This window comes from Corallococcus sp. AS-1-12 (assembly GCF_020036995.1).
GTDB lineage: Bacteria > Myxococcota > Myxococcia > Myxococcales > Myxococcaceae > Corallococcus.
In genome coordinates, this window is record NZ_JAIQDD010000049.1 from 1 (window position 1) to 24,523 (window position 24,523).

At 69.7% G+C, this 24,523-nt stretch carries 18 protein-coding genes; 7 read left to right on the forward strand and 11 right to left on the reverse strand.

The genetic code is table 11. From position 1 onward, the window contains the following. Positions 1–245: 245 nt before the first annotated feature. Positions 246–1,451, forward strand: a complete 1,206-nt coding sequence (locus K8556_RS37650; protein WP_223744968.1) for a hypothetical protein — start codon at positions 246–248, stop codon at positions 1,449–1,451. Between the two features lie 16 nt (positions 1,452–1,467). Next, complete coding sequence (locus K8556_RS37655; RefSeq protein WP_223744969.1) at positions 1,468–2,976, forward strand: hypothetical protein; 1,509 nt, start codon at positions 1,468–1,470, stop codon at positions 2,974–2,976. Here K8556_RS37655 and K8556_RS37660 read toward each other — a convergent pair. The 3 genes from K8556_RS37660 to K8556_RS39620 all read right to left on the reverse strand — a co-directional run bounded on the left by K8556_RS37660 (position 2,943) and on the right by K8556_RS39620 (position 7,248). Further along, a complete protein-coding gene (locus K8556_RS37660) occupies positions 2,943–3,824 on the reverse strand; it encodes a cupin domain-containing protein (protein WP_223744982.1) in 882 nt (293 codons plus the stop codon). The genes K8556_RS37655 and K8556_RS37660 overlap by 34 nt on opposite strands. Positions 3,825–3,960: 136 nt before the next feature. After that, positions 3,961–4,224, reverse strand: coding sequence for a hypothetical protein (locus K8556_RS37665; protein WP_223744970.1), 264 nt, complete (start codon positions 4,222–4,224; stop codon positions 3,961–3,963). A gap of 174 nt (positions 4,225–4,398) precedes the next feature. Continuing rightward, a complete protein-coding gene (locus tag K8556_RS39620) occupies positions 4,399–7,248 on the reverse strand; it encodes a fused MFS/spermidine synthase (RefSeq protein WP_370640032.1) in 2,850 nt (949 codons plus the stop codon). 77 nt (positions 7,249–7,325) lie between these two features. On the opposite strand from K8556_RS39620, the gene K8556_RS37675 reads away from it, so the two are divergent. The 3 genes from K8556_RS37675 to mrpC all read left to right on the forward strand — a co-directional run bounded on the left by K8556_RS37675 (position 7,326) and on the right by mrpC (position 10,801). Next, complete coding sequence (locus K8556_RS37675) at positions 7,326–8,312, forward strand: sensor histidine kinase KdpD (RefSeq protein WP_223744971.1); 987 nt, start codon at positions 7,326–7,328, stop codon at positions 8,310–8,312. A 7-nt stretch (positions 8,313–8,319) separates the two neighbouring features. Next, positions 8,320–9,789 (forward strand): sigma-54 dependent transcriptional regulator, encoded by a 1,470-nt coding sequence (locus tag K8556_RS37680; RefSeq protein ID WP_223744972.1) that lies wholly within the window; start codon positions 8,320–8,322, stop codon positions 9,787–9,789. Between the two features lie 265 nt (positions 9,790–10,054). Beyond that, entirely contained in the window at positions 10,055–10,801 is a 747-nt protein-coding gene (mrpC, locus tag K8556_RS37685; protein WP_014395195.1) for a Crp/Fnr family transcriptional regulator MrpC, read from the forward strand. Positions 10,802–10,881: 80 nt separating this feature from the next. Here the strand turns inward: mrpC and K8556_RS37690 are convergent, their stop codons facing one another. Next, positions 10,882–11,784, reverse strand: a complete 903-nt coding sequence (locus K8556_RS37690; protein ID WP_223744973.1) for a hypothetical protein — start codon at positions 11,782–11,784, stop codon at positions 10,882–10,884. Between the two features lie 82 nt (positions 11,785–11,866). Beyond that, positions 11,867–13,537 (reverse strand): DUF4215 domain-containing protein, encoded by a 1,671-nt coding sequence (locus tag K8556_RS37695; protein ID WP_223744974.1) that lies wholly within the window; start codon positions 13,535–13,537, stop codon positions 11,867–11,869. Positions 13,538–13,736: 199 nt separating this feature from the next. On the opposite strand from K8556_RS37695, the gene K8556_RS37700 reads away from it, so the two are divergent. Continuing rightward, on the forward strand, positions 13,737–15,650 hold the full coding sequence (locus K8556_RS37700; protein ID WP_255653243.1) for a DNA mismatch repair protein MutS: 1,914 nt from the start codon (positions 13,737–13,739) through the stop codon (positions 15,648–15,650). Between the two features lie 52 nt (positions 15,651–15,702). Here K8556_RS37700 and K8556_RS37705 read toward each other — a convergent pair whose 3' ends face one another. Together K8556_RS37705 and K8556_RS37710 are read right to left on the reverse strand one after the other, a co-directional pair. Beyond that, positions 15,703–16,875 (reverse strand): thiolase family protein, encoded by a 1,173-nt coding sequence (locus tag K8556_RS37705; protein WP_223744976.1) that lies wholly within the window; start codon positions 16,873–16,875, stop codon positions 15,703–15,705. 81 nt (positions 16,876–16,956) lie between these two features. After that, positions 16,957–19,347, reverse strand: a complete 2,391-nt coding sequence (locus K8556_RS37710) for a 3-hydroxyacyl-CoA dehydrogenase/enoyl-CoA hydratase family protein (protein WP_223744977.1) — start codon at positions 19,345–19,347, stop codon at positions 16,957–16,959. A gap of 128 nt (positions 19,348–19,475) precedes the next feature. Here K8556_RS37710 and K8556_RS37715 point away from each other — a divergent pair, with 128 nt between their 5' ends. Beyond that, entirely contained in the window at positions 19,476–21,230 is a 1,755-nt protein-coding gene (locus tag K8556_RS37715) for a M1 family metallopeptidase (protein WP_223744978.1), read from the forward strand. 7 nt (positions 21,231–21,237) lie between these two features. On the opposite strand, the gene K8556_RS37720 is transcribed toward K8556_RS37715, so the two are convergent. From K8556_RS37720 to K8556_RS37735, 4 genes are all read right to left on the reverse strand, one after another. Further along, complete coding sequence (locus K8556_RS37720; RefSeq protein WP_014395189.1) at positions 21,238–22,116, reverse strand: site-specific DNA-methyltransferase; 879 nt, start codon at positions 22,114–22,116, stop codon at positions 21,238–21,240. Between the two features lie 233 nt (positions 22,117–22,349). Next, entirely contained in the window at positions 22,350–22,598 is a 249-nt protein-coding gene (rpmE, locus tag K8556_RS37725) for a 50S ribosomal protein L31 (RefSeq protein WP_223744979.1), read from the reverse strand. Positions 22,599–22,776: 178 nt separating this feature from the next. After that, positions 22,777–23,235 (reverse strand): hypothetical protein, encoded by a 459-nt coding sequence (locus tag K8556_RS37730; protein ID WP_223744980.1) that lies wholly within the window; start codon positions 23,233–23,235, stop codon positions 22,777–22,779. Continuing rightward, a partial coding sequence (locus tag K8556_RS37735) for an alpha/beta fold hydrolase (RefSeq protein ID WP_223744981.1) occupies positions 23,232–24,523 on the reverse strand: 1,292 nt, incomplete at its 5' end. The genes K8556_RS37730 and K8556_RS37735, both read right to left, overlap by 4 nt.

Consider the following 24,523-nt stretch of genomic DNA (forward strand, 5'->3'; position numbering starts at 1 on the left):
ACGGCAACCTCGTCATGCTACCGCAGGGAACTCGTCGCGCCGCCTGACGCGTTTCCACTCCAATTGACACGACCTCCGAAAGCGGCCAGGAGCAGCACCTGGTCTGGATTCTTCGTCCGCCTGGCATCCGTCCCATCTCCGTTGGGGTGAACCCTCCCCCGGAGCCCTGCCCCGCCCTCATCCCGCCTGGCAGGCAGGGTGGCGTGGGTCCTGGGCCCCTGGAGACCCGGTATACTCCCAGTCCCATGACACCGTTGAGCCCCGGAGTCGCCACCGCCACGGAGCAGGACACGCCGGCAGCGCCCGGCGCCCTGCGCTTTCGCCGCCTCTGGCTGTTCTCTCCCCGGGCCGACCTCGCCATCCTGGGCATCCCCCTGGCCCTGACAGCGGTCGCCGCCGTCGCCAGCGCGCTCCTCGCCCCCGCCGCCGCGGACAACGCCTACCGGCTCCTGGGCTGGACCGCCCAGAACCTCCTGGGCAACGCCACGCACGTCATCCTCACGTTCCTGCTCTTTGGCGTGCACCGCGACGTGCTCACCGCCGCGCCCAACCAGCCGCGCACCATCCTCGCCGGTGCGCTGGCCATGCTCGGCGTGGGCGCTGCCCTGTTCTTCACCTTCTACGCCGACCGCTCCATCCACACCTTCGCCGTGGCCGTCATCTTCAACGTCTTCGGCATGCACCACACCCTGTCCCAGCACCGGGGCCTGTGGTCCCTGCATGGCCTGCGCGGCGGACAAGCGGGCCTTCCCGCGCCCTCCCCGCTCGAGCGCAAGTTCCAGCAGCTCTACGTGCCGCTGCTCCTCTCCGTCCTCCTCGTCCGCATCTTCTTCGTCGCAGAGTCCGCCGCACCGAACGCCCCCGCCTACCTCGACGTGGGCCAGGGCGTCGTTCTTCCGTGGCAGACGTTGCCCGTGCTCATCGCCGTGTGGCTGGGCTACTTCCTCCTGCTCTTCCGCGCCGTGCTCCGCTCCGGCACCGCCAGCGGCCCCAAGGTGCTCTACCTCCTGGGCATGGCCACCGCGACCGGCCTGGCGCTCGTGGCGCCGTCCTGGGGGTACGTGATGCTCCCGGGCATGCACGGCCTGGAGTACTACTTCCTCAGCGCCCGCATGCTGGAGCCTCGCGAGGGCGACAGGCCCCGCCTGAGCCAGAAGCTCATCTGGCCCGCCATGGTCGTGTCCATGCTCCCGCTGTTCGCGCTGGGCGTGGTGCATGGCTTCCTGCTGGATGGCCCCATGCGCGGCTCGCTGGGCATCGGCGGCGGCGCACAGGCGCATCCCGTGCTGCGCGCTGTCACCTCGCTGGGCTTCGCGTGCGTGCTCGCGCACTACTTCGCGGACGCCTTCATCTTCCGCTTCCGCATCCCCTCCATCCGGCAGGTGATGCTGCGCCGCCTGGGCTTCTCCTCCGCCCCCCGGTCGCCCCTGACCGCTCCCGGCGCTCAGTAGGCCTCGTCTGAACATCATGCGGCTCCGCGCCATCCTGCCCGCCCCCGTGGCGCTGTTCACGTTGGGGCTCATCCTCTGGCTGGGGTTCCTCCCCCTTCGCAACTACGACCTGTTCTTCCACCTGGCGGGGGGCCGCTATGTGCTGGAGCACGGCTTCAACCGCGTGGACCCCTTCAGCGTCACGGGCACCGCGGGCTGGGTCCCCCACGAGTGGGGCTTCGGCGTGCTCTGCGTCCTGCTCATCAAGGTCCTGGGCGCCGCCGGTCCAGCGCTCCTCGTCGCGGCGCTCGTGGCGGCCAACGTGCTCCTGCTCTGGATCGCCCTGCGGCGCGCGGACGCACACCCCTCCCACCTCCTCGTCCTCGCCTGTCTGGGATTGATCTCGGGCGTCCAGTCCTCCACCTGGATCCAGGAGCGTCCCTTCCATCTGGGACACCTGCTGTTCGCCCTCGCCGCCCTGGGCGTCCAGGCGTGGCGACAGGGCAAGGACCGGGTGCTCTGGGCCTTTCCGCTCCTGGGACTCGCCTGGGCCAACCTGCATGGCAGTTGGCTCTTGGGCCCGGCGCTGCTCGCGTCCACCGCGATGGGCACGGCCCTGGACGACCGCACGCCCGCGTCGCTGCGGCGCTGTGGGGCCGCGCTCGCGGCGGCGCTCGCGATGTTCCTCGTCGCGGGCCTGTCGCCGGACGGGCCCCGCATCTACCTGTATCCGCTCCAGCACTCGCTGCTCGCATCCACCCAGCACATCAACGAGTGGCGCCCGCTGGACCTGGACCTGGGATGGAGCTGGGCCTACCTCCTCCTCTTCGGTGCGTGCCTCTTCGTCATCGGCCGGGCCCGCATGCGGCGCGCCGCGGCCCTCCTGCCCACGCTGGTGCTGGGCATCGCGGCGCTGAAGGTGCAGCGCCACGCGCCGTTCGCGTCCGTGCTCCTCGCCCTCACCCTGGTGGAGCACGCGCGCACAAGCGACGCGCCCGCCCTCCCGCGCTTCCTGTCCTGGCTGGAGCGCCCCCTCGCCACCTGGAGCACCGGCACGTCCCTGGCGCTGTGGCCCACCGTCCTGCTGGCCGGCCTGTTCGCGCTGAACGCGGGCGCGCCCCGCCCCGTGGAGAAGGGCACGCACCCTGGCATCCCGCTCCCCGTTCTTCAGACGCTGAGCCAACAGCCTCCGGGCCGCGTGCTCAACCGCTTCATCATGGGCGGCCCCATCTCCTACTTCGCGGGCGCCCCGTACAAGGTCTACATCGACAGCCGGAATGATCCGTTCCCCGCCGCCATCCACCAGGCCTATGAGCGGCTCGTGTGGTCCGAGCCCGGCTGGGAAGAGGCGCTGGATGCCTATGATCCCGACTACGTCGTCTGGGACACGCAGAACCCGGGCAACCTCCTGCTGGATCACCTCCGGGCACGAGGCGGCTGGCGCGAGCTGACGAAGGCGAACGGCTGGGTCCTCTGGGCCCGGGAGCGCACGCCCATGGTCCCCGGAACGCCTCAGCGCCCCGCGACCGCTTCCGGCGGCGGGTGAAACACATACAGCGCCACCGGTGAGCCCTCCTCCGAGCGCACCCGGGCATCCCGGCGCAGCACCCAGAGCTGGCCCTCGTGCAGGGGACGGGCCTCCGCCACCTCCGCGATGCCCCGTCCCGCCGCCACGTAGGCCACCACCGGCGCGGCGGGCGTCGCCTTCACCGCCCACGCCCCACCCTCCAGCAGCACGCGCGACATGCGCCCCTGGAGCACCGGCAGCGGCGTCTCCTCCTGCTTCACGCCCCGCTTCCGCAGCCCCGCGAGGGCCTCGCGGGGCTCCTGGGCGAAGGGCGCCGTGCCTCGCAGCAGCCGCGCGTCCTCCGCCGAGACGTAGAGGTTCCCGTCGAAGCCCGGCACGGTGAAGACCAGGTTGCTCAGCGCCCGGCCCTCATCGGGGTTGCGCCACTCGTGCCCCGTGAAGGGGGGCGAGGCCACGAGCCAGCCCGGCCCGTGCACCCCGCGCCGCTCCATCCGCCGCCCCTCCTCGCCCCAGACCTGCCACACGTGCGCCTCGCCCGAGACGATGATGGTGGCCTCGAAGGGCGCGCGGTGGATGTGCAGGGGGCACGTCTGGCCCCGCCCCATCAGGTGCTGGTGCACGCTGGAGGTGTCCGACGCGAAGTACGTCTCCGAGACATCCGAGGCGCCCGGCCGCGCCTTCTCCAGGGCCGCCATCCGCTCGCGGACGTCGATCACCTCCACGTCGGGCGGAGGCAGCGGGGTCAGCGCACGCCGGAGCCCCAGCAGCAGCCCGAGCAACGCGACACACAGCCCCACCACGAGCATCCGGTAGACCCAGAGCCGGCGACGCAGCCCGGCGACAACCTCCGGTGACGACACGGTCATGGCGCGCACGATGCCAGCTTCAGCCTCCTGAAACACGAATGGCAGGCCCTTCCAGTTGGAGGGACCTGCCATTCACCGGGACACCACCGACACCCTCGCGGGGCCAGCACCTCCCGGACGAAGCCCGAGAAGCAGCTCAGTAGGTGTTGTTCTGGCCGAAGGACTTCATGGTCTTCTTGTTGAGCTGGTCGTTGGAGAGCTGGCCGTCGTTGGCCACGTTGTCCTCACCGGCCAGGGCCGCCGCGGAGGCGCCGAACAGCTTGCGGATGTTGTCACCGAACAGGGTGATCACGCCGATGGCGGCGATCGCGATGAGGGCAACGATGATGATGTACTCGGTCATGCCCTGACCACGGTTCTTGCGGAACTGCTTCTTCGGGGCCTTCGCGATCGCGTTCATGGGAAACTCCGGGGGTCGTTGCAGCGGTGGAGAGACACACCCTGCGGGAAGTCAGGGTCGATACAGACAGTACAACGGGCGGGCAAGCGCCTCCATCCGTCAACGGGAGGATGGGGGGCCGGATCAAGGAATATCGCGGACCTAGCCCCTCTCAAGGTTTCATCCGCCCTTGTTTCAAGGCTCACCGGGCGCCGCCGTGGGCATCCGCGCGGGCCTCCCGCAGGCGTCCGGCGGCAGGGCCTCGCAGTAGGCCCTGAACGCCTTCTGCAGCCTCGCGTCCTGGGGGTAGCGCGCCGCCACCTCCCGGCCCACCGCCAGCGCCCCGCCAGCGTTCACCGGCGTCCACACCGTGCGCGACGCCCAGGTCCGCGCCGTCACCAGCTTCAGGTACTCCGTCACCAGCTCCGGCGAACGGCCGCCCCGCTCCACCTCCGGCTCCAGCAGCGACGCCGCCAGGGTCAGGTCCCCCTGCGCCAGCACCGCCCGGCCCAGCGCGAGCGCCGACGCGGGCTCCTCCGGCGCCAGCGAGCGCCACAGCGCCGCCACGCCCCGGACCGTCGGATCCTTGTCCGCGTGGTAGCGCTGCACGTTGCGGTACAGCCCCGCGGCCTGCTCGGCGGTGGGCGGATGCTCGCGCAGGTACTGGTGCAGCAGCAGCCCCGGCCCCGTCTCCGGAGACCGGCGCTCGTCGTTCACGCGCACGTCCAGGTCCGCCAGGAAGAACGCCACCGGCGACGCGTACTCCAAGAGGTTGTGGTCGTCCGTGTTGATGGGCCCCTCGCCCGCGAAGGCCTTCTGTCCGGCCTCCGTGTGCACCTGCTTGGACAGCAGGCCGAACAGGTCGTTTATCTCCACCCGCGCCAGGTCCGCCTTCACGTCCGGCCGGGCCATGCGCGCGGCCACCGCCGCCGCGTCGAACGACAGCGGCTTGCGGCTGGCCACCATCACCAGGTCCTCCGGGCCCAGCCACGTCGTGGCGTGCGGGAAGGTGTCCTGCAGCGTGCGGATCACCAGCCGCACCAGCTCGCGGTTGCTCTCGTAGGTGTGGATCCACTGCACCATCACGCCGTCGTCCGTCAGGTGCTTGTCCACCAGTTGGAAGAAGTCGCGCGTGAAGAGGCCGGACACGCCGGACACCCAGGGGTTGGAGGGCACGCTGACGATGAGGTCGTACCGGAGGGGCGCCAGCGCCATGAACGTCTTCGCGTCGTCGATGTGCACGTGCGTGCGCGGATCATCCACCGCGTTGCGGTTGTCCTCCTTGAACAGGCGCGCCGCGTCGATGACCGCCGGGGAGATCTCCACCATGTCCAGGCGCTCCACCGGGTGCGCCAGCACGCTGCCCGTGGTGATGGCCGCGCCCGAGCCGATGACGAGCACGTTCTTCGGGTCACGCGGGTGCAACAGCACGCCCAGGTGACCCGCCATCACCTGCGTCTCGATGTCGCTCCCGTTCGACGCGTCCGTCTTCCCGTTGATCTTCATGAAGCGGAGGTCCTCGCTGGGCAGGTCCCCCACCATCACCGTGGCGAAGGTGTCGTCCGCGTAGAAGCGCGGGACGATGGCCTTCTCCGTGCCCTCCACCAGCTTCGCGTAGCTGTCCGGCGGCTTCTGGTGCGCGCGGATCGCCGCGATGTTGGACAGCCGCTGCGGCCAGCCGTGCATGCTCCCCAGCACCCCCACCGCCAGCACCGCCGTCACGCCCACCGGCAAGAGCCTCCGCCACGCGGGCGCCGCGTTCGCGCCCTCCCCTTCCCCCGGCGTGGACAGCGCGTGGAACGCCAGCCCCGCGGAGAGGAGGTTCGCCACCGCCCCGGCGATGAAGTTGCCCTGCATGCCCCAGAAGGGCATCAGCACCAGCCCGCCCAGCACGGAGCCGGAGAGCGTGCCCGCCGTGTTCCACAGGTACACGCCGCCCAACTGGCGCCCCACCTCGGACACCTTCGCCGTGGCCACGCGGGCCGCCGCCGGGAACGCCACGCCCATGATGAACGTGGGCACCAGCAGCACCGCGCAGCAGAACGCGAAGGTGATGCCCTGGAACACGGGCCACGTCTCCACCGCGCGCGTGAGCATCCACTCCGACCAGCGGAACAGGTGCGGCAGCCGCACGTACAAAGGCAGCGCCACGCAGAGGCTCAACACCAGCCCCACCTGCGTCCAGCCATACAGCTTCAGCGAGTCCCCGCCCTCCTTGCGCGTCATCAGCCAGAAGCTGCCCAGGCCGATGCCCAGGATGAACGCCGTCAGGATGAGCGTGAAGGCATACGTGGACGCCCCCAGCACGATGGACAGCAGGCGGATCCACGTCACCTGGTACAGCATCGACGTGAAGCCCGACAGCATCACGCCCACGAGCGCCGCCCGCACCGCCCGCCGGGGATACGCCACGTCCTCCGCGGCCGCCGCCGCCCCCACCGACACCGCCGGGGGGTGCCGCCGGGCCAGCGCCAGCGCCGCCAGCGCGAGCAGCACGTTGATGCCCGCCGCCAGCTTCGCGGACGCGGACAGGCCCACCAGCGGCACCAGCCGCGTGCCCGCCACGTAGACGCCCACCGCCGCGCCCAGGCTGTTGATGGCATACAGCCGCGCCAGCTCCCTGCGCACCCCGGCGAGGCTCGCCGCGAAGTGGCGCACCAACGCCGGCAGCGTGCCGCCCATCAGCAGCGTGGGCACCACCAGGGACAGCGAGGACACGAGCAGGCGCGGCGCCACCCGCAGGCCCTCCGGCACGTGGGGTGCCAGTGACAGCCACAGGTGTTCCAGCGCACCCAGGACGTACGGGAACGCCAGCGCGTACAGCCCCACGCCCAGCTCCAGCACGCCGTAGAGCGCCAGGGGGTTCTTCACCCGGTCCGCTGTCCGCCCGAAGACAAACGCCCCCAGCGCCAGGCCCCCCATGAACGTGGCCAGCACGACGGCGTGCGCCTGACCGCTGTTGCCCAGCACGTTCCCCAGGTATTTGGACCAGACCAGCTCGTAGACGAGCGCCGTGGCCCCGGACAGGAACAGAAGGGCGGCCACAAGGTTCTTCGGAGGACGGGCGGTGCTGGTCATAAAGGACAGCGCTCGACGTTACCCGGTATGTTTCAGGTCCACCAATGAACGCCCATCTCCTGCAAGCCGCGCAGCTCGCCTGGTCCCCCCACCTCCGGGTGACACGCGCCGACGGTGACTGCGCCCAGGTGCTGCGCCGCGACGCCAAGGCGCTCGTGGGCATGCCCCTGCACACCGCGCTCGGCGTTCCCCAGGAGCGCGCCCGCGAGCTGGACGCGCGCGCGCGCGAGGACCGCCGCGCGGTGGAGTTCGTCACCGTCTCCGCGGGAGGCCCCGGCGGCACCCCGCCCCCCACCCACCTGCGGCTCGTGCTGGGCATGGACGGCGACGAGGCCGCCGCGGGCGTGCTCGACCTGGGCGCCGTGCTGGAGGGCGCCCCGCCGGTGCAGATCTCCAAGCTGTCCTCGTCGCTCAGCCATGAGATCCGCAACCCGCTCTCCTCCGTGAAGATGGCGGTGCAGACGCTGGCCCGGAACACCGGCCTGTCGGACCGGGACAAGCGCCGGCTCACCATCGCCAACCGGGAGATCCGGACCATGGAGCGCATGCTCTGGCTGCTCTCCGAGTACGGCCGCGAGAGCGCCGCGAACCTGGACGCCCACGCCCTGCGCTCGGTCGTCCAGGAGGCGACCGCCATGGTGGCCCCGGAACTGGCCGAGCGCCGCATCGAGGTGGATGTGAAGGAAGAGGCGGACCTGCCCCGCGTGCGGGTGGATCCCAACCGGCTGAGACCCGTGCTCGCTCAAGTCCTGCTCAACGTGGCCATGGGCCTCCCGGAAGAAGGCCGTGTCCAGGTGACGCTGCGCAAGGACGACCCCAGCCACGTCAGCCTCATCCTGGATGATCCGGCCGCGGCCCTGCCTCCGGAAGAGCGGGGCACGCTGTTCGACCCCTTCGGCTCGCGGCTGGCGCGGGGCGCGGGGCTGTCCCTGGCTGCCTTGCGGCGGGTGATGACGGGCGTGGGGGGCGACGTGGCGGCCCAGGGGAGCTCGGAACCGGGGATGGTGTTCACGCTGACGTTCGCCGCCTGAGGCCCCCATGGAGACCCTCCTCATCGTCGACGATGACGTGTCGCTGCTCGAAACCCTCACGATGCACTTCGAGGAGATCGAGCAGGACGACGGGCAGCCGCGCTACCAGGTGGTGACGGCCACCAGCGCCGCCGCGGGCCTCAAGGCCGCCCAGGAGAACATGCCCAGCGTGGTCATCCTGGACATGATGCTCCCGGACCGCACGGGCCTGGAAATCATCGAGGAGATGAAGACCCTGTGCGGCGACGCGCGCATCATCCTCGTCACCGCCTACCACGACATGGAGACGACCATCCGGGCCATGAAGGCCGGTGCGTTCGACTACATCCACAAGCCCTTCCCGGATCCGGCCGCGCTGGACCTCGTGGTGGAGCGCGCGCTGGAGTACCGCCAGTTGTCGCGCCGCGCGGACGAGGTCCACCGCGAGAACGCCGTCGTCCGCCTGGGCGACATCGTGGGCACCAGCCCCTCCATGCAGCAGTTGGTGAAGGAGATCGGCAAGGTGACGGGCAGCACCGCGACGGTGCTGATCAACGGCGAGAGCGGCACCGGCAAGGAGCTCATCGCCCGCGTCATCCACAACTACTCCTACGACGAGCCCCGCCCCTTCATCGGCATCAACTGCTCGGCCATCGTGGACACGCTCCTGGAGAGCGAGCTGTTCGGCCACGAGAAGGGCGCCTTCACCGGCGCGGTGTCCGGCAAGCCCGGCAAGTTCGAGCTGGCCGAGGACGGCACCGTGTTCCTGGATGAGATTGGCGACATGTCGCTGATGCTCCAGGCGAAGCTGCTGCGCGTGCTCCAGGAGCGCGAGTTCGAGCGCGTGGGCGGCGTCAAGCGCGTGAAGCTGCGCGCCCGCGTCATCGCCGCCACCCACCGGAACCTCGCGGACGAGGTGGCCCAGGGCCGCTTCCGCGAGGACCTCTACCAGCGCCTCAAGGTCATCACCCTCTTCATCCCGCCCCTGCGCGAGCGCCGCGAGGACATCTCCCTGCTGGTGAAGCACCTGCTGGAGCGCATCAACGAGAAGGTGCACAAGCGCGTCACCCGCGTGCCCCACGAGGTGATGGAGCGCCTCACCCTGCTGCCCTGGCGCGGCAACGTGCGCGAGCTGGAGAACGTCCTCACCCGCGCCGTGGTGCTCGCGCCCGGTGACGTGCTCCGGGGGGACGACCTGCCCCCCCTGGAAGCGCCCCCCTCGGGCCCCCTGGACGCCCAGCGCGGGGGAGTCCCGGGCGCCGCGAGCAGCATGTTCGCCGCCCCCGCCGTGGACGACGTGAGCCTCATCCCCACCCTGGAAGAGGCCGAACGGCAGCTCATTGCCCGCGCCATGGCCGTCACCAAGGGCCACAAGGGCCGCACGTGTCAGATCCTGGGCATCAGCCGCCCAACCCTTGAACGAAAGCTTCAAAAGTTCGGTCTCGCACAGGGGCATGGTCCACAGGTTCACCCTTATCCGGTGAAGGATGCTTCCTGACACTGTCCCAGCCCGGACAAACCGGTGTGGCGCTTGAACGTTTCGTTCAAACTGATCAGACTGTTTGAACGTTCTGTTTCAGGTTTTGGACACAGGGGGGGGGGCCGCACCGGGGTGTAGCGCTAAGTACCCGGCATTCCTCGAACTGTTCCCCTGGGAATAGTTCAAGTGCTCATGGCACGCCTCTTGGAAAGGGCAAGGTCCGTCCGCAGCAGCAGCAGCGACCAACATTCCCCATCCCTTTCCGTCTTTCCAGGAGACTCCCATGCACGGCTTCAATCGCCCCCTCGGCCCCATCGGTTCCAACGTCGTGGCGCCGCTGCAGGCGACGTCCTCCGGCATGATGGTGACCGCGAACAAGCTGGTCCCCGGCCAGGAGGCCATCGACTTCAAGGGGTACTTCAAGGTCGAGTCCTTCCCGCACAACTCGACCATCTACCGCCCCGGCGACACGTCGGACCGCGTGTACCTGCTGAAGTCCGGCCGCGTGCGCCTGATGCGCATTGGGAAGAACAGCACCCGCTCGGTGGTGTCCATCCTGCGCCCGGGCGACCTGTTCGGCGAGCTGTTCCGCCCGGAAGGCACGCCCATCGAGGAGATGGCCGTGGCGGCGGGCGAGGCCGAGGTGTGGAGCATCGAGGGCCGTGACTTCCGCGCCCAGTTGGAGGCCCGTCCGGCCCTGGCGGTGGACGTGGTGCGCGCCTACGCGGACCGCGTGCGCTCGCTGCGCAAGCGCGTGCTGGGCCTGACCTTCAAGGAGGTCCCGGCCCGGCTGGCGGACACCCTGCTCACGCTGGTGGAGGCGCACGGCGAGCGCTGCCCGCACGGCGGTGAGACGGACCTGCGCGGCATCACCCAGCAGGACCTGGCGGACCTGGTGGGCGCCTCGCGCTCCTTCGTGTCCACGCTCATCAACGAGATGAAGCGCGAGGGCGTGCTCGGCAACGTCGGCCGCATCCTCTGCGTGCGTGACCAGAAGGCCCTGCGCAAGCTGGCCTCCAAGGAGAAGTAATCCCCACCGTCCCTTCGGGACGTCCAACGGGCCTGTCCGCGGAAGAGCACTCCGCGGCCGGGCCCGTGGTGTTTCCAGCGTCAGAACACGAAGCCCAGGCCGAACTCGGGGGTGAAGCCGAGGGCCAGCCCCAGCGGGGTCACCTCGGAGTCCAGGAGGAGGTAGCGCACCCCGCCGCGCAGCATGAAGCCGCCCAGGTGCAGCGCCAGCCCCGCGCGCGCGTCCAACTGCTGGTAGGGACCGGGCGTCATCTGCAGGCGCCCCTCCACGTCCAGGGGGCCCAGGAGGCACGCGTCCACGGACGCGCCCAGGCTGGGGGCCACGTAGAGGGCCCCGGGTGCGTCCAGGGTGGCGACGCCGGCCTCCACGCGCAGGCGGAGCTCCTCCCGGACGAGCGGGGAGTAGGTCACGTGCATCTGCCCCAGGGTGCGCGCGTCGCGGGAGGTCGCGCCTTCCCAGGTGCCCACCAACCGGGAGACGCGCAGGTCCACGCCGAATTGGCGGGCGTCCCAGCCGGCGTCGAAATCCAGGCCCGTGCCGCCCCGGAGGGGTGACACCAGCAGCCCCGCGCGAAAGGAGAACGGGACGGCGTGCCGCAGCGAGTTGCGCTCGGGAGGCGCATCCGGATTGTTGATGTCCTGGCCGTGGTGGGTGCCCAGGCTGCCGATGGCCTCCCCCATCCCGCGGAACATCAGCTCGATGAGGGCGCCCACGAGCGCGGCGCCGACATCGCTGGACGCGCTCGAGTTGAACTCGAAGCGGTCATCCGTGGAGGACACGGTCGTCGTCTTGGACGAGCGGTTCTTGTTCTCGTCGTCCTTCTTCGAATCGCCGTCCCTGTCCGAGCCGATGGCGGTCGCCTCGTGGACGGGCTTCGACGTTTCGTGGGAGTCCGAGCGCTTGCCGAAGCGCGCCTCGGCTTGAGGCGCGGCGAGAAGGCTCGCGAGGAGCCCTCCGCCCAGCACGACCTTGGGTAACGACATGGGGTGAAGCCCCCTCGGTGAGACACGGCCGGCCCGACCGTCCCTCACGTGCCGCATTCAAATCCCGGGGGCCCACCGGGAGTCAACTCCCCAGCTCGAGCTGACAGGTGGCGCTGCACCCATCTCCGTTCTGGGTGTTGCCGTCGTCGCACTCCTCGCCCACGTCCACGACGTGATTGCCGCAGAGGCGTGCGCATTGGGTGTGGCTGTGGGGATAGATGAAACTGTCGAGCGTGAGCTGGTAGGAGGAACTGGTCGTGTGGCGCTCGGCATGGAACACCACGAGCTCGTAGATGCCCCCCAGCGTGAGGCCCAGCGCGCTGGCCCGCTGCGACAGGGTGACGCTGCCAGTGGCAGGGCCATGGACCCCGCCCAGGTCGAGCACGAGGCGGCGGTTGATGAATACCCAGACATCGTCATCTCCGGTGAAGGAGAGCACCTCGGTGCCACGGTATTCGAACCAGTAGCGCGTCTCGCTGGTGAAGCTGAAGTTGCGAAGCACGCTGGGGCTGCTGGCATCCGCACGGAGGGGTTCCTGACCGGAGGCCACCCAGCCCGCGTCATCCAGCGGGAAGAAGGCCTGGGAGCTGAACCGGTACGAGCTGCCCGACCCACGGGGGAGGTCCAGGCGCTTGACGACGGTCTTGTTCACGCCCGGCACGTCCCGGAACCATTGATCAAACGCCGCCCGGCCATGGGTGGTGGCGGAGTTCATGCCTTCCTTCGCATAGACAGGCTTGCCCCGAGCATCCAGCGTGTCGGCCACGACGCCCGTCTCCGAGCCGGATGCGTTCTCGAAGTCGATGTGCCCGCGCGGCAGGCCCCCGGAGGCCGGCACGTCGTACCCGCGGAAGTCGCGGTAGACGATGGGCAGGGTCAGCAGCTCCGGACGGGGCGAGACGACCACGGTGCAGGCGAACCCCGGCTCGAGCTGGCAGGTCGGAGAGCAGCCGTCGTTTGCTCGCGTGTTGCCGTCGTCGCACTGCTCGGTCGTGCTGTTCGCCAGCAGTTCGCCGTCGCCACAGATGCCCTGACAGACTCCGTTGGAGCAGCGAGGCTCGAGCGTGCACAGCGGCGTGCAGCCATCGCCCAGGTCGTTGTTGCCGTCGTCGCATTGCTCGGTGCCCTCGGCCGCACCGTCGCCACAGGTGGTCGTGACACAGCGCTGGCCGGCGACGGGGCACTTGTAGCCCGGCTCCAGGTGGCACGAGGCGCCGCAGCCATCGTTGCCGACGCTGTTGCCGTCGTCGCACTGCTCGTCACCGGCGAGGATGGCGTCACCGCACACCGTGCCGCAAGCGCCGCCGGATGCCGGGCACTGCCACCCGGGCTCCACGGCGCAACTGGCGGAGCACCCGTCGCCGCTCGCCGTGTTGCTGTCATCGCAGGACTCGGTGCCGTCCACCCGGCCATCGCCACAAACCCCGGTTCCGGCGTCAGCCTCCGTCCCCGCGTCGGCCTCCGTCCCCGCATCCACTCCCGCGTCGGCCTCCGTCCCCGCATCCGTCCCCGCGTCGGCCTCCGTCCCAGCATCCACTCCCGCGTCGGCCTCCGTCCCCGCATCCGTCCCGGAGTCAGCGACAGGGTCGGTCCCCGAATCCATGCCGCTGTCCGCGGTGGAGGCATCCTGCTGGCCCGTCGACGGGCCACCGTCCGGGCCGGACGCGTCATCCTTGCCACAGGCAGACAACACGAGCGACACAGACAGGAGCAAAGCGCTCACGAGCCGGAGGGGCGCGCCATGGGTAGACATAGTCGGCGGTTCTTGACCCGGTGGCTTGCGCGAGTCAATCGCCACGGACGTGAGCCTTTGTGGCGCCACGAGCACCCTCCCAAACCATCTCATCCAGAATGCGCCCCGTGACGCTCCCGCCAGCGCCGGCCCAGGACGGCGATGGCCCCAGGAGCACCGTCCGCGCCCGTTCGCCTCCTCGCGATTCCACCGAAAGGAAATGTTGTCGGCCCGCACCGGGAGCGCGTTGAGCGCTTGCCCTCGGACGGGGGGCCGCACAGCATGCGCGACCATCGTGCCCGTCCCGACCGAAGCCCAGAGCCCGCATCGCACGTACACCGACCGCCGCGCCGCCGCGCAGGCGGACCTCACGGAGCTGGACCGTGTCAGCGCGAGGTACGCCAACCTGCGCACCGTGGCCTTCGTCACGGCGCTCGTCATCGCCGCGCTGACGCTGATGGGCCGGCTGCCCAAGCCCTGGTGGTGGGCTGCGGCCGGGGCGCTCGCCGTCTATGGCGTGCTGGCGGTGCTGCACCACCAGGTGTTCCTCAAGGAGCAGCGCGCGCGCCTCTTCGTGCTGCTCAACGAGCGCGGTCTGGCGCGGCTGGAGGGCGGCTGGCACGCCTTCACGGAGACGGGGGAGCGGTTCCTCTCCCCCAACCACCTCTACGCCACGGACCTGGATGTCTTTGGCCAGGGCAGCCTCTTCCAGCTCATCAACGAGACGGCGACGCGCGCGGGCGAGGAGCGGCTGGCCGCGTGGCTGTCCGCTCCCGCCACCGCGGAGACGGTGGTGACCCGCCAGGGCGCCGCGCAAGAGCTGGCCCCGCGCGTGGACTTCCGCCAGGACCTCTGCGTGGACGCCCGCGTGGTGGCGAAGGACAAGGCGGACCCGGCCCTCTTCATCCAATGGGCGGAGGCCGGCCCTTCCCTGGACGCCATCCGCTGGGCCCGGCCCCTGGCCATCGTGCTGCCCCTGGTGACGCTCACCCTGTTCATCCTGGGCACGGTCGGCGTGATTCCCGACAGCGTCGTCTGGGTCGGGCTGCTCGCGCAGTTGGGCATCGCCGTGGCCACGCGCCGCACGCTGCGGCAGATGGACGAAGCCGTGGAGCGCGGCGAGCGCGGCTTCGTGCGCTACGCGTCCCTCTTCGAGCGCGTGGAGAAGCAGCCCTTCGAGCACCCGCGCCTCAAGCAGCTCCAGTCCGGCCTGAGGGCACAGGGTGGCCCGCCAGTGTCCGTGCTGTTCCAGCGCTTCAGCCGGCTGTACTCGCTCATCGAGTTCAAGCGGCACCAGTTCCACCCCCTGGTGCACTGGCTCACGCTCTGGGACATCCACGCCCTCTTCGCACTGGAGAGCTGGCGCGCCGCCCACGGCCGCGACGTGCGCCAGTGGTTCGAGGGGCTCGCGGAGCTGGAGGCCCTCTGCTGCCTGGGAGGCCTGGCCCATGACCGCCCTGGCTTCACCTGGCCCCAGTTGCAGGCCCAGGGCCCCAGCGTGGAGGCCACCGCGCTGGGCCACCCGCTGCTGGACGCGCCCGTGCCCAACGACGTGTCCCTGCCCGGCCCGCGCCACGCGCTCCTCATCACCGGCTCCAACATGAGCGGCAAGACGACGCTGATGCGCGCGCTGGGCGCGAACGTGGTGCTGGCGCTGGCGGGCGCGCCGGTGTCCGCGGCGTCGTTCCGCCTGTCACCCGTGCAGGTGCTCACCAGCATGCGCGTGAAGGACTCGCTGGAGCGCGGCGTGTCGTACTTCCACGCGGAGGTGCTGCGGCTGAAGATGGTCCTGGACGCGGCGGCGGCGGCGAAGGGCCAGGCGCTCTTCCTGCTGGACGAGATCCTGCTGGGCACCAACACCCGCGAGCGCCAGATCGCCTCACGCGAAGTGCTGCGGCTGCTGCTCGCCTCCGGCGCGTGTGGCGCGGTGACGACACACGACCTGTCCCTGGCGGTGCTCGCGGACGAGCCGGGCTCGCACGTGGTGAACGTCCACTTCCGCGACCACCTGGAGGACGGGAAGATGGTGTTCGACTACCGGCTCCGGCAGGGGGTGGTGGACACCACCAACGCGCTGCGGGTGCTGCGCCTGGCGGGCGTCCCGGTGAACGACCCGGACGCCCCGGCCTCCTGACAGTCCCCTCCGCGCCCCCTTCAACCGACAGGGGGCGCGAACGGGAAGCGGATTACTTCGCCAGCTCCACCAGCGCCGCGGCACCCATGCCGCCGCCAATGCACATGCTCACCACGCCGTAGCGGCCGTCCCGGCGCTTCAGCTCGCGCAGGATGGTGGCCACCATGCGCGCACCGGACACGCCCAGCGGGTGGCCCAGGGCGATGGCGCCGCCGTTCGGGTTCACCTTGTCCTGGGGGATGCCCAGCTCGCGGATGCAGTGCAGCGCCTGCGCCGCGAAGGCCTCGTTGAGCTCGAAGACGCTGATGTCCTCAATCTTCAGCTTGTTGCGCTCCAGCAGCTTGCGGATGGCGGGCACCGGGCCCACGCCCATGATTTCGGGCGGCACGCCGGCGACCACGTAGTCCACGAAGTAGCCCAGCGGCTTGACGTTGAGCTCCTTCGCCTTCTCCTCGCTCATCACCACCGCGGCCGCCGCGCCGTCCGTCAGCGGCGACGCGTTGCCCGCCGTCACCACGCCCTTGGCGTTGAAGGCCGGGCGCAGCTTGGCCAGGCCCTCCACCGTCGTCTCCGGGCGCAGGATGGTGTCCACCGTGACGGTCACCTGCTTCTGGTTGCCGTCCTCGTCGAACATCGTGGTGGTGACGGGGAAGATCTCCTCCTTGAACTTCCCCTGCTCGCGGGCGGTGGCCGCGCGGCGCTGGGACTCGGCGGCGAACTTGTCCGCGTCCTCACGGGTGACGTTGTAGCGGGAGGCGATGTTCTCCGCCGTCGCGCCCATGGAGGTGTAGACCTCCGGCAGCTTCTGCATGATCTCCGGGTTGGCGGAGACCTTGTTGCCGCCCATGGGCACCATGGTCATGGACTCGGTGCCACCGGCCACGGCCACCTGGAGCATGCCGGACTTGATGCCCTGCGCCGCCTGCGCCACGGACTGCACGCCGGAAGAACAGAAGCGGTTGATGGTGAGGCCCGGAACGGTGTCCGGCAGGCCGGCGAGCAGGCTCGCGTTGCGGGCCACGTTCATGCCCTGCTCCGCCTCCGGCATGGCACAGCCCATGATGACGTCCTCCACGTCCGCCGGCTTCAGGCCGGGGACCTGGGCGACGGCCTCCTTGATGGCAAGGGCCGCGAGCGTATCCGGCCGCGTGTCCTTGAACTCTCCCTTGTGGGCGCGGGTGAAGGGGGTGCGCACCGCGCTGGCAATCACGACTCGACCGGACATTTTAGATGTCTCCCTGCCCGGACACCGTCCGGGCGTGCTTCGGAATTCGCGTCTGGAAAACCATTGGGTAAACGCCTCGCGCTAGTTGCGCAGCGGCTTGCCCTTCTCGAGCATGAACATCATGCGGTCCTGGGTCTTCTCCTCGCCGATGAGGCTCAGGAACGCTTCCATCTCCAGCTCCAGCAGCTTCTCTTCCGTCACCAGCACGGAGGGGCTGGTGTCACCACCGGACAGCACGCGCGCCAGCTTCTGGGCGATCTTCCGGTCGTGGGCGCTGATCTGATTGTTGAGCTGCATGTCGTACAGCATCATGTCGATGGTGGCCGCGCCGTTGGGGCCCGGCAGCCGGAAGCGCGTGGGACGCGGCGGGCGGAAGCCGCCATTCGCCAGGCCCAGCACGCGCGACTTCGCGTCCGACAGGAGGAAGTCGCGGTTGCCCGTGATGCCGTCCTGCTGCGACAGGAAGCCCATCTCGCGGGCCTCTTCCGCGCTCGTCGCGACCTTCGCCATGCCGATGGCGAGGAACACCTTCTTGAGGAAGGGCAGCGCGTCGAAGTCCTTGTCCGCCGCGTAGGTGCCGAACACGTTGCGCAGCAGCATCATGGTGCCGCCGCCGCCCGGGATGAGGCCCACGCCCACTTCCACGAGGCCCATGTACAGCTCCGCGCTGGCCTGCACCGCGTTGCCACCCATGGTGACCTCCGCGCCGCCGCCCAGCGTGAGGTTGAAGGGCGCCGTCACGACGGGCACGGGGCTGTAGCGCATGCGCTGGTTGGCCGCCTGGAACGCGGACGCCATCTTGCGGATGGAGTCGAAGTCCTCGCTCTTGGCCGCCATCAGCATGGCCATGATGTTCGCGCCGGCGGAGAAGTTGGAGCCGTCGTTGCCAATCACGAGGCCCTTGAAGTTCTTCTCCGTCTCGTCCAGCGCGGTGTTCATCATCGCGATGATCTCATCGTCGATGGAGTTCATCTTGGAGTGGAACTCCAAGAGCGTGACGCCGTCGCCCATGTCCCACAGCGACGCGCTGTCGTTGCCGGTGATCTTCTTGTTGCCGCGCTTCAGGTACTCCACGCGGAAGGTGCGCGCGTTCTCCGCCACCGGCTTCACGGACTTGGACGGGATGTCCCAGTAGGTGTCGCGGCCGTCCTGCACGCCGTAGAAGGACGTGCGGCCCTTGGCCAGCATCTCCTCCACCCAGGCGGCGGGCTTGAGGCCCAGCGCCTTCATGCGCTCCACGCCCTTCTGGACACCGTAGGCGTCCCAGACCTCGAAGGGCCCCAGGTCCCAGCCGAAGCCCCAGCGCACGCCGCGGTCCACGTTGACCAGGTCGTCCGCGATCTCCGGGATGCGGCGGCTGGAGTACGCCAGCACGTCCAGGGTGACGCGCTCGGCGAACTTGCCGGCCTTGTCGTCCGCGTTCATCACGGACGCCACGCGCTCCTTGACGTTCTCAATGTCCTTCGCGGCGCCCAGCGAGTCGAAGCGCACCTTCGCCTGCGGCCGGTACTCCAGCGTCTTCAGGTCCAGCGCGAGGATGTCCTTGCCGCCGGAGGAGCGGTCCTTCTTGTAGAAGCCGCCGCCGCTCTTGTCGCCCAGCATCTTCTTCTCCACCATCTTCTGGAGGAAGTCCGGGGCGGCGAAGACGTCGCGCTCTTCGTCGTGCGTCAGCGTGTCGTAGCAGTTCTTCGCCACGTGGGTGAACGTGTCCAGGCCCACGATGTCCGCGGTGCGGAACACGGCGGACTTGGGGCGGCCCATGGCCGGGCCGAAGATCTTGTCCACCTCTTCGATGGTCATCTCCGACTTCTGCATCTCGGAGATGGTCCGCATCATCCCGTACACGCCGATGCGGTTCGCGATGAAGTTGGTGGTGTCCTTGCCGTAGACGATGCCCTTGCCCAGGACCTCTTCACCGAACTTGTGGATGGCCTTCACGACCTCCGGGTTCGTCTCCTGGCCCGCCACGAGCTCCAGGAGCTTCATGTAGCGCACGGGGTTGAAGAAGTGCGTGACGAGGAAGTTCTTCTTGAAGTCCGCGCCGCGGCCTTCCGTCATCCCCACGATGGAGAGGCCGGAGGTGTTGGAGGAGATGATGGCGTCCTTGCGGGCGTGCTTCTCCACCTTGGCGAACAGGGCCTGCTTGACGGCCAGGTCCTCCTTCACCACCTCGATGATCCAATCGCACTCGCCCAGGCGCGCGAGGTCGTCCTCCAGGTTGCCCACTTCGATGGCCGCGAGCACCTGCTCGGACACGATGGGGCTGGGCTTCGCCTTGCGCAGGTTCGCGATGGCGCCCTGCGAGAACTTGTTGCGAAACGCCTTGGAAGCGGTGTCCTCGCCCGGAGCGGCCTGGGGCGGAACGATGTCCAGCAACAGGGCGCGCACGCCGGAGTTGGCCAGATGCGCGGCGATGCCGCTGCCCATCACGCCAGCGCCAAGCACCGCCACTTTTCGGATCCGGGTCGTCATCGGAAATCGGCTCCCATGAAAGGAAGTAGGGGACTGCACAAATGTAGGCGATTGACCCGGAAGTCAACCGGCATTGCCGTCGGGTGTGCTCGCCAGGAGGTCGGCTCCCCGACTACAAGTCGGGCCCCATGGCTCGCCTCGACCCGCACTCGTACAACGACAGCACGCAGCCTGAGACCGAAACGCTGGACTGGAAGGCCCGCGTCGATTTCCGGACGCGCCGCCTGCACGCGGAGGCCACCCTGACGCTCAAGGAGGCGTCAGCGGGCCCCCTCGACCTGGACACCCGCGACCTGGACATCCGGGGCGTGGTGGATGCCCAGGGTCGCCCCTTGCCCTACATCCTCTCCCCTCCTGAACCGATTCTTGGAAGCCGGCTTCGCATCGAGCTGCCCTCGGGGGTGAAGCAGGTGACGGTGCGCTACCGGACGTCGCCGGAGGCGAGCGCGCTGCAGTGGCTGACGCCGTCGCAGACGGCGGGTGGGCAGCAGCCGTTCCTGTTCAGCCAGTGCCAGGCCATCCACGCGCGCAGCGTGGTGCCGCTGCAGGACACGCCGCGCATCCGCATCCGCTACCGCGCGTCCCTGCGGGTGCCCAAGCAGCTCAAGTCCGTGATGGCGGCGTCGTTCGTGGCGCGTGAAGAGCACGGCGTGGAGGCGGAGGAGCACTACGAGATGCCGCAGCCGGTGCCCCCGTACCTGCTGGCGTTCGCGGTGGGCAGCCTCACGTCCAAGGAGCTGGGGCCGCGCTCGCGGGTGTGGGCGGAGCCGGAGCTGCTGGAGGACGCGGCGGACGAGTTCGCGGGCGTGGACGACATGCTCAAGGCCGCGGAGTCGCTCTTCGGGCCGTACGACTGGGAGCGCTTCGACCTGTTGCTGATGCCGCCGTCGTTCCCCTATGGCGGCATGGAGAACCCGCGCCTGACGTTCCTCACGCCCACGCTCATCGCGGGGGACAAGAGCCTGGTGAACGTGGTGGCGCACGAGCTGGCGCACTCGTGGACGGGCAACCTGGTGACGAACGCGTCCGCGGAGCACTTCTGGCTGAACGAAGGCTTCACCGTCTTCGCGGAGCGGCGCATCCTGGAGGCGCTGGCGGGGCCGGAGGTCGCGGCGCTGCACGCGGCCCTGGGGCGCCGCTCGCTGGATGAAGCGCTGCACCACTTCCGCGCGCACCCGCAGCTCACCGCGCTGCGCACGCACCTGTCCGGCGTGGACCCGGACGAGGCCTTCTCCCAGATCCCCTACGAGAAGGGCTACCTGCTCCTGCGCGCGCTGGAGGACGCGGTGGGCCGCCCCACCTTCGACGGCTTCCTGCGCCGCTACCTGGCGAAGTACCGCTTCCAGGCGCTCACCACGGAGGAGTTCGTCCGCTTCACGGAAGCAGAGCTGCCGGGGGCCCTGGCGAAGGTGGACGCGGACGCGTACCTGAACCGGCCCGGCGTGCCGCCAAGCGCGCCCCGGCCCACCTCCGCGCGGCTGGAGGCGCTGGAGAAGCTGCGCGGGACGGTGCCTTCGAAGCAGGACACGAAGGACTGGACGCCCACGGAGTGGCAGCTCTTCCTGGAGTCCATGCCGGCGGACACGGCCCAGGACGTCTTCCGGGAGCTGGACGCGAGGTACTCGCTCACGGGCAGCCGCAACTCGGAGGTGCTGGTGGCGTGGCTGGTGGCGGCGCTGCGCGCGGGCTTCGATGCTCCGCTCGGCCGGGCCGAGGAGTTTCTCGGCGAGGTGGGCCGGATGAAGTACCTGAAGCCGCTCTACAGCGTGCTCGCCTCGTCGCGCGACCACCGCAAGGTGGCGCGCGCGGCGTTCGAGAAGAACGGGGCGAGGTACCACCCCATCGCGCGGCAGGGAGTCGAGCTCATCCTCGCCCGCGCCTGAGCCGGGACTACTTGAGGGCCGCGTCCAGGCGCTTCTTGGACAGGGCCAGGTACTCCGGGTTCATGTCGATGCCCACGTAGCGGTGGCCGTGCTTCAGGGCGGCCACGCCGGTGGTGCCGCTGCCGTTGAAGGGGTCCAGGATGAGCGAGTTCTCCGGGCAGCTCGCCTCCAGGATGCGCTCCAGCAGGGCCACCGGCTTCTGGGTGGGGTGGCTGCCGAAGGCCTTCTCCTCGCCGCGCGGGGCCGTCTGCGTCCACATGCGGCCGGCGCCGTCGGCGGTGAGCTCCTCGTCACCGTTGCGCGGCAGGTTCCACACGTCGCGCATCTGCTTGCCGCCGTTCTCCGCCTTCATGCGCTGGTAGTTGAAGACGTGCTTCAGCTTGCCGCCGGAGGACGGCGAGGCCCAGATGAGCAGCTCCGTGGAGTGCGTGAAGTAGCGGCACGCCAGGTTGGGGCTCGCGTTGGGCTTGTACCAGGTGACGGTGTTGAGCAGCTTGTAGCCCAGCTTCTGCATGGCGAAGCCGGCGTTGAAGATGACGTGCTGCGTGCCGCTCACCCACAGCGTGCCGGTGGGGCGCAGGAGGCGCTGGCAGGCGGCGAGCCACTTCGTGGTGAAGGCGTGGTCCTCCTCCACCCCGCGGGACACGTCCCACTGGCCCTTCGCCACGGAGACGCGCTTGCCGCCCTTGCAGGTGGTGCCGCCGTTGGAGAGGAAGTACGGCGGGTCCGCGAAGATGAGGTCGAAGGACTGCTCGGGCAGTTGGGCCATCAGCTCCAGGCTGTCGCCCTGCAGCAGCGTGTAGGCCTCCCCGCGCTTCGCGAAGACGCTGTCGTTCTGGGAGCGTCGGACAATCTTCAGGGCAGGGGCAGCAGCTTCCGCGAACATCACGCCTCCGTCTTTGGGACAGACGTCTTTCTGGGACGCGGCGGACTGTGCGGTCAGTTGGCTGCTACGTCGAATTTCTGGCCTGTAATTGGCTGTAGCACCGAAAACGCGGGCGGAAATTTGACGAGCGCCGGAAGCTGAAACACCGCGAGCAGGGCGGGAGCGCCTCTGTCTTTCGAGGCCCTCCACGACCCTGCTCGTGGGGTGCTGCGGATGCTGTGGAGCGGGAAGGACTAGGCCTTCTCGGGCTCGGCGGCCTTCGCGCCCTTCTTGGCGGCCGGCGCGGTGTTCGCGTACTTCTTCTTGAAGCGGTCGATGCGGCCGGCCGTGTCCAGCAGCTTGTACTTGCCGGTGAAGAACGGGTGGCAGTTCGAGCAGACTTCCACGCTGAACGAGCCGCGGGTGGACTTGGTCTCGACGACGTTGCCGCACGCGCAGGTGATGCGGGAGGGCGGGTAGACCGGGTGCATGTCGGGCTTCATGGCTTCTCTCCAGTGCGCCTTGCCCCCGCCCAGGATGGGAGGGAGGTCCAGCGTTGTAGTGGGTCGGGGCTTATAGCGACCCCCCCGACCTTTCTCAAGGATGCGCGTCCGGCCCCGGGGTTTCTCCCCGGGGCCCCCTCCCCTGGGGCCGGCTGGCGGCCGGCCAGGGGGGCGGGGGCTAGGTCGGGCTCGGGGTGGTGACGGGTGGGAGGGCCTTCGCCTCGGGGGCGGCCCGCCACAGGCGCTTGGCGGTCAGGGCCATGAACACGCCCATGGTGCCGTTGAGGTACAGCCACGCGACGTGGAGGTGCTGCTTCGCGGTCCAGAACCACACCATCAGCGCCAGGTTGAGGACGTAGACGAGCGCCACCACGCCCAGCGCGGAGAGGATGCCCGCCCGCCGCTTGAAGATGAGCAGCACGATGGTGAGCGGATTGAGCACCGTGAAGAACTCGTTCACGACGCGGAACGGCATGGGCAGCGGATCCGCGGGGTCCGTCGCGAAGAGGCCGTACTTCGCCACCACGAGGATGTGGATGAGGGAGCCCACGGAGAAGCACACGAACCAGATGGCCAGGATGATGCGGTTGGGCCACGGTGAGCCCCCGCTGGATGTCGCGGATGTTTCAACGGTCATGACTTGTCCTCCAGGGCCTCGCGCAACAGCGTGGCCACGTGCCGCACGTACGGCTCCTGCATGAGTTGATGGTGTCCCCCAGGGACATCCCTCACGTCCAGTCCCCCCCGGACGAAGGGCGCCCAGCCGCGGTGGCGCGGCACCCCGGCGGTGGGGGTCGCTTCCGTGGCGGCGAGCAGCAGCGCCGGTCCGTCGTAGGGGCTGGGGACGTAGCGGTCCATGGCGCGCAGGTTGGCCTGGTAGACGCGGAACAGGGCGCGCAATTGCTCGCGGCCCGTCGCCTCCTCCAGGAGGCCGGCCTGGACGCCCACGGCGAGGAGCGTCCCCAGCATGGCTTCGTCGTCCATGCGCTCCAGGGCGTCGTCGGACACGGGCAGGGTCAGGGAGAAGGCCTGGGCCACCGTCCGGGCGAAGGCGACGCGCGTGCTGGCGTCGGGGTCCTTGCTGGGGGCTTCACCAGGAGGCGCGCCCACGCCGGGGACGAAGGCGTCCACCAGCGCCAGCAGCCCCACGGCCTGGCCCTGAGCGCGCAGTTGGCGGGCCATCTCGAAGGCGATGACGCCGCCGAGCGACCAGCCCGCGAGGAGGTACGGCCCTTCCGCCTGCTCCGCGCGGATGGCGGCCACGTACAGGGTGGCCATCTCCTCCACGGTCTCCACCACGGCATGGCCGGCCTGGAGGCCGCGCGCCTGGATGCCGAAGACGGGCTGATGGGGCCCCAGGAGCCGCGCCAGCTCCGGGTAGGCGAGCACGTTGCCGCCGCCCGGGTGGACGAGGAACAGCGGCCGGCGTCCCGCGTCGCCCTTCTCCAGCGGGACGAGCGGCGACCACGTCTCCGTTTCGGCGCGCAGCAGCTTCGCCAGCTCCTCCACGGTCGGGTGCTGGAAGAGCGCGGCCAGGGGGACATCGCGGCCCAGTTGTTCGCGCAGCGCGGCCATCAGGCGGACCGAGAGGAGCGAGTGGCCTCCCAGCGCGAAGAAGCTGGTGCGCACCCCGATGGGCTTCACGCCCAGGACCTCCTCCCACACCGCCACGAGATGGGATTCCAGCGCGTCACGGGGTGCGACGAAGCTCTCGGCATGGGACGCGGTGACGTCCAGGTCCGGCAGGGCCTTGCGGTCCACCTTGCCGTTGGAGTTGAGCGGCAGCGCCTCCAGCACCACCACTGCTCCGGGCACCATGTACTCCGGCAGCCGTTGGCGCAGGCTTGTCTTCAGGGACTCCGCTTCCAGCGTCGCGCCCGCCTTCGGCGCTACGTACGCCACGAGGCGCTTCTCCGCGCCCTCCC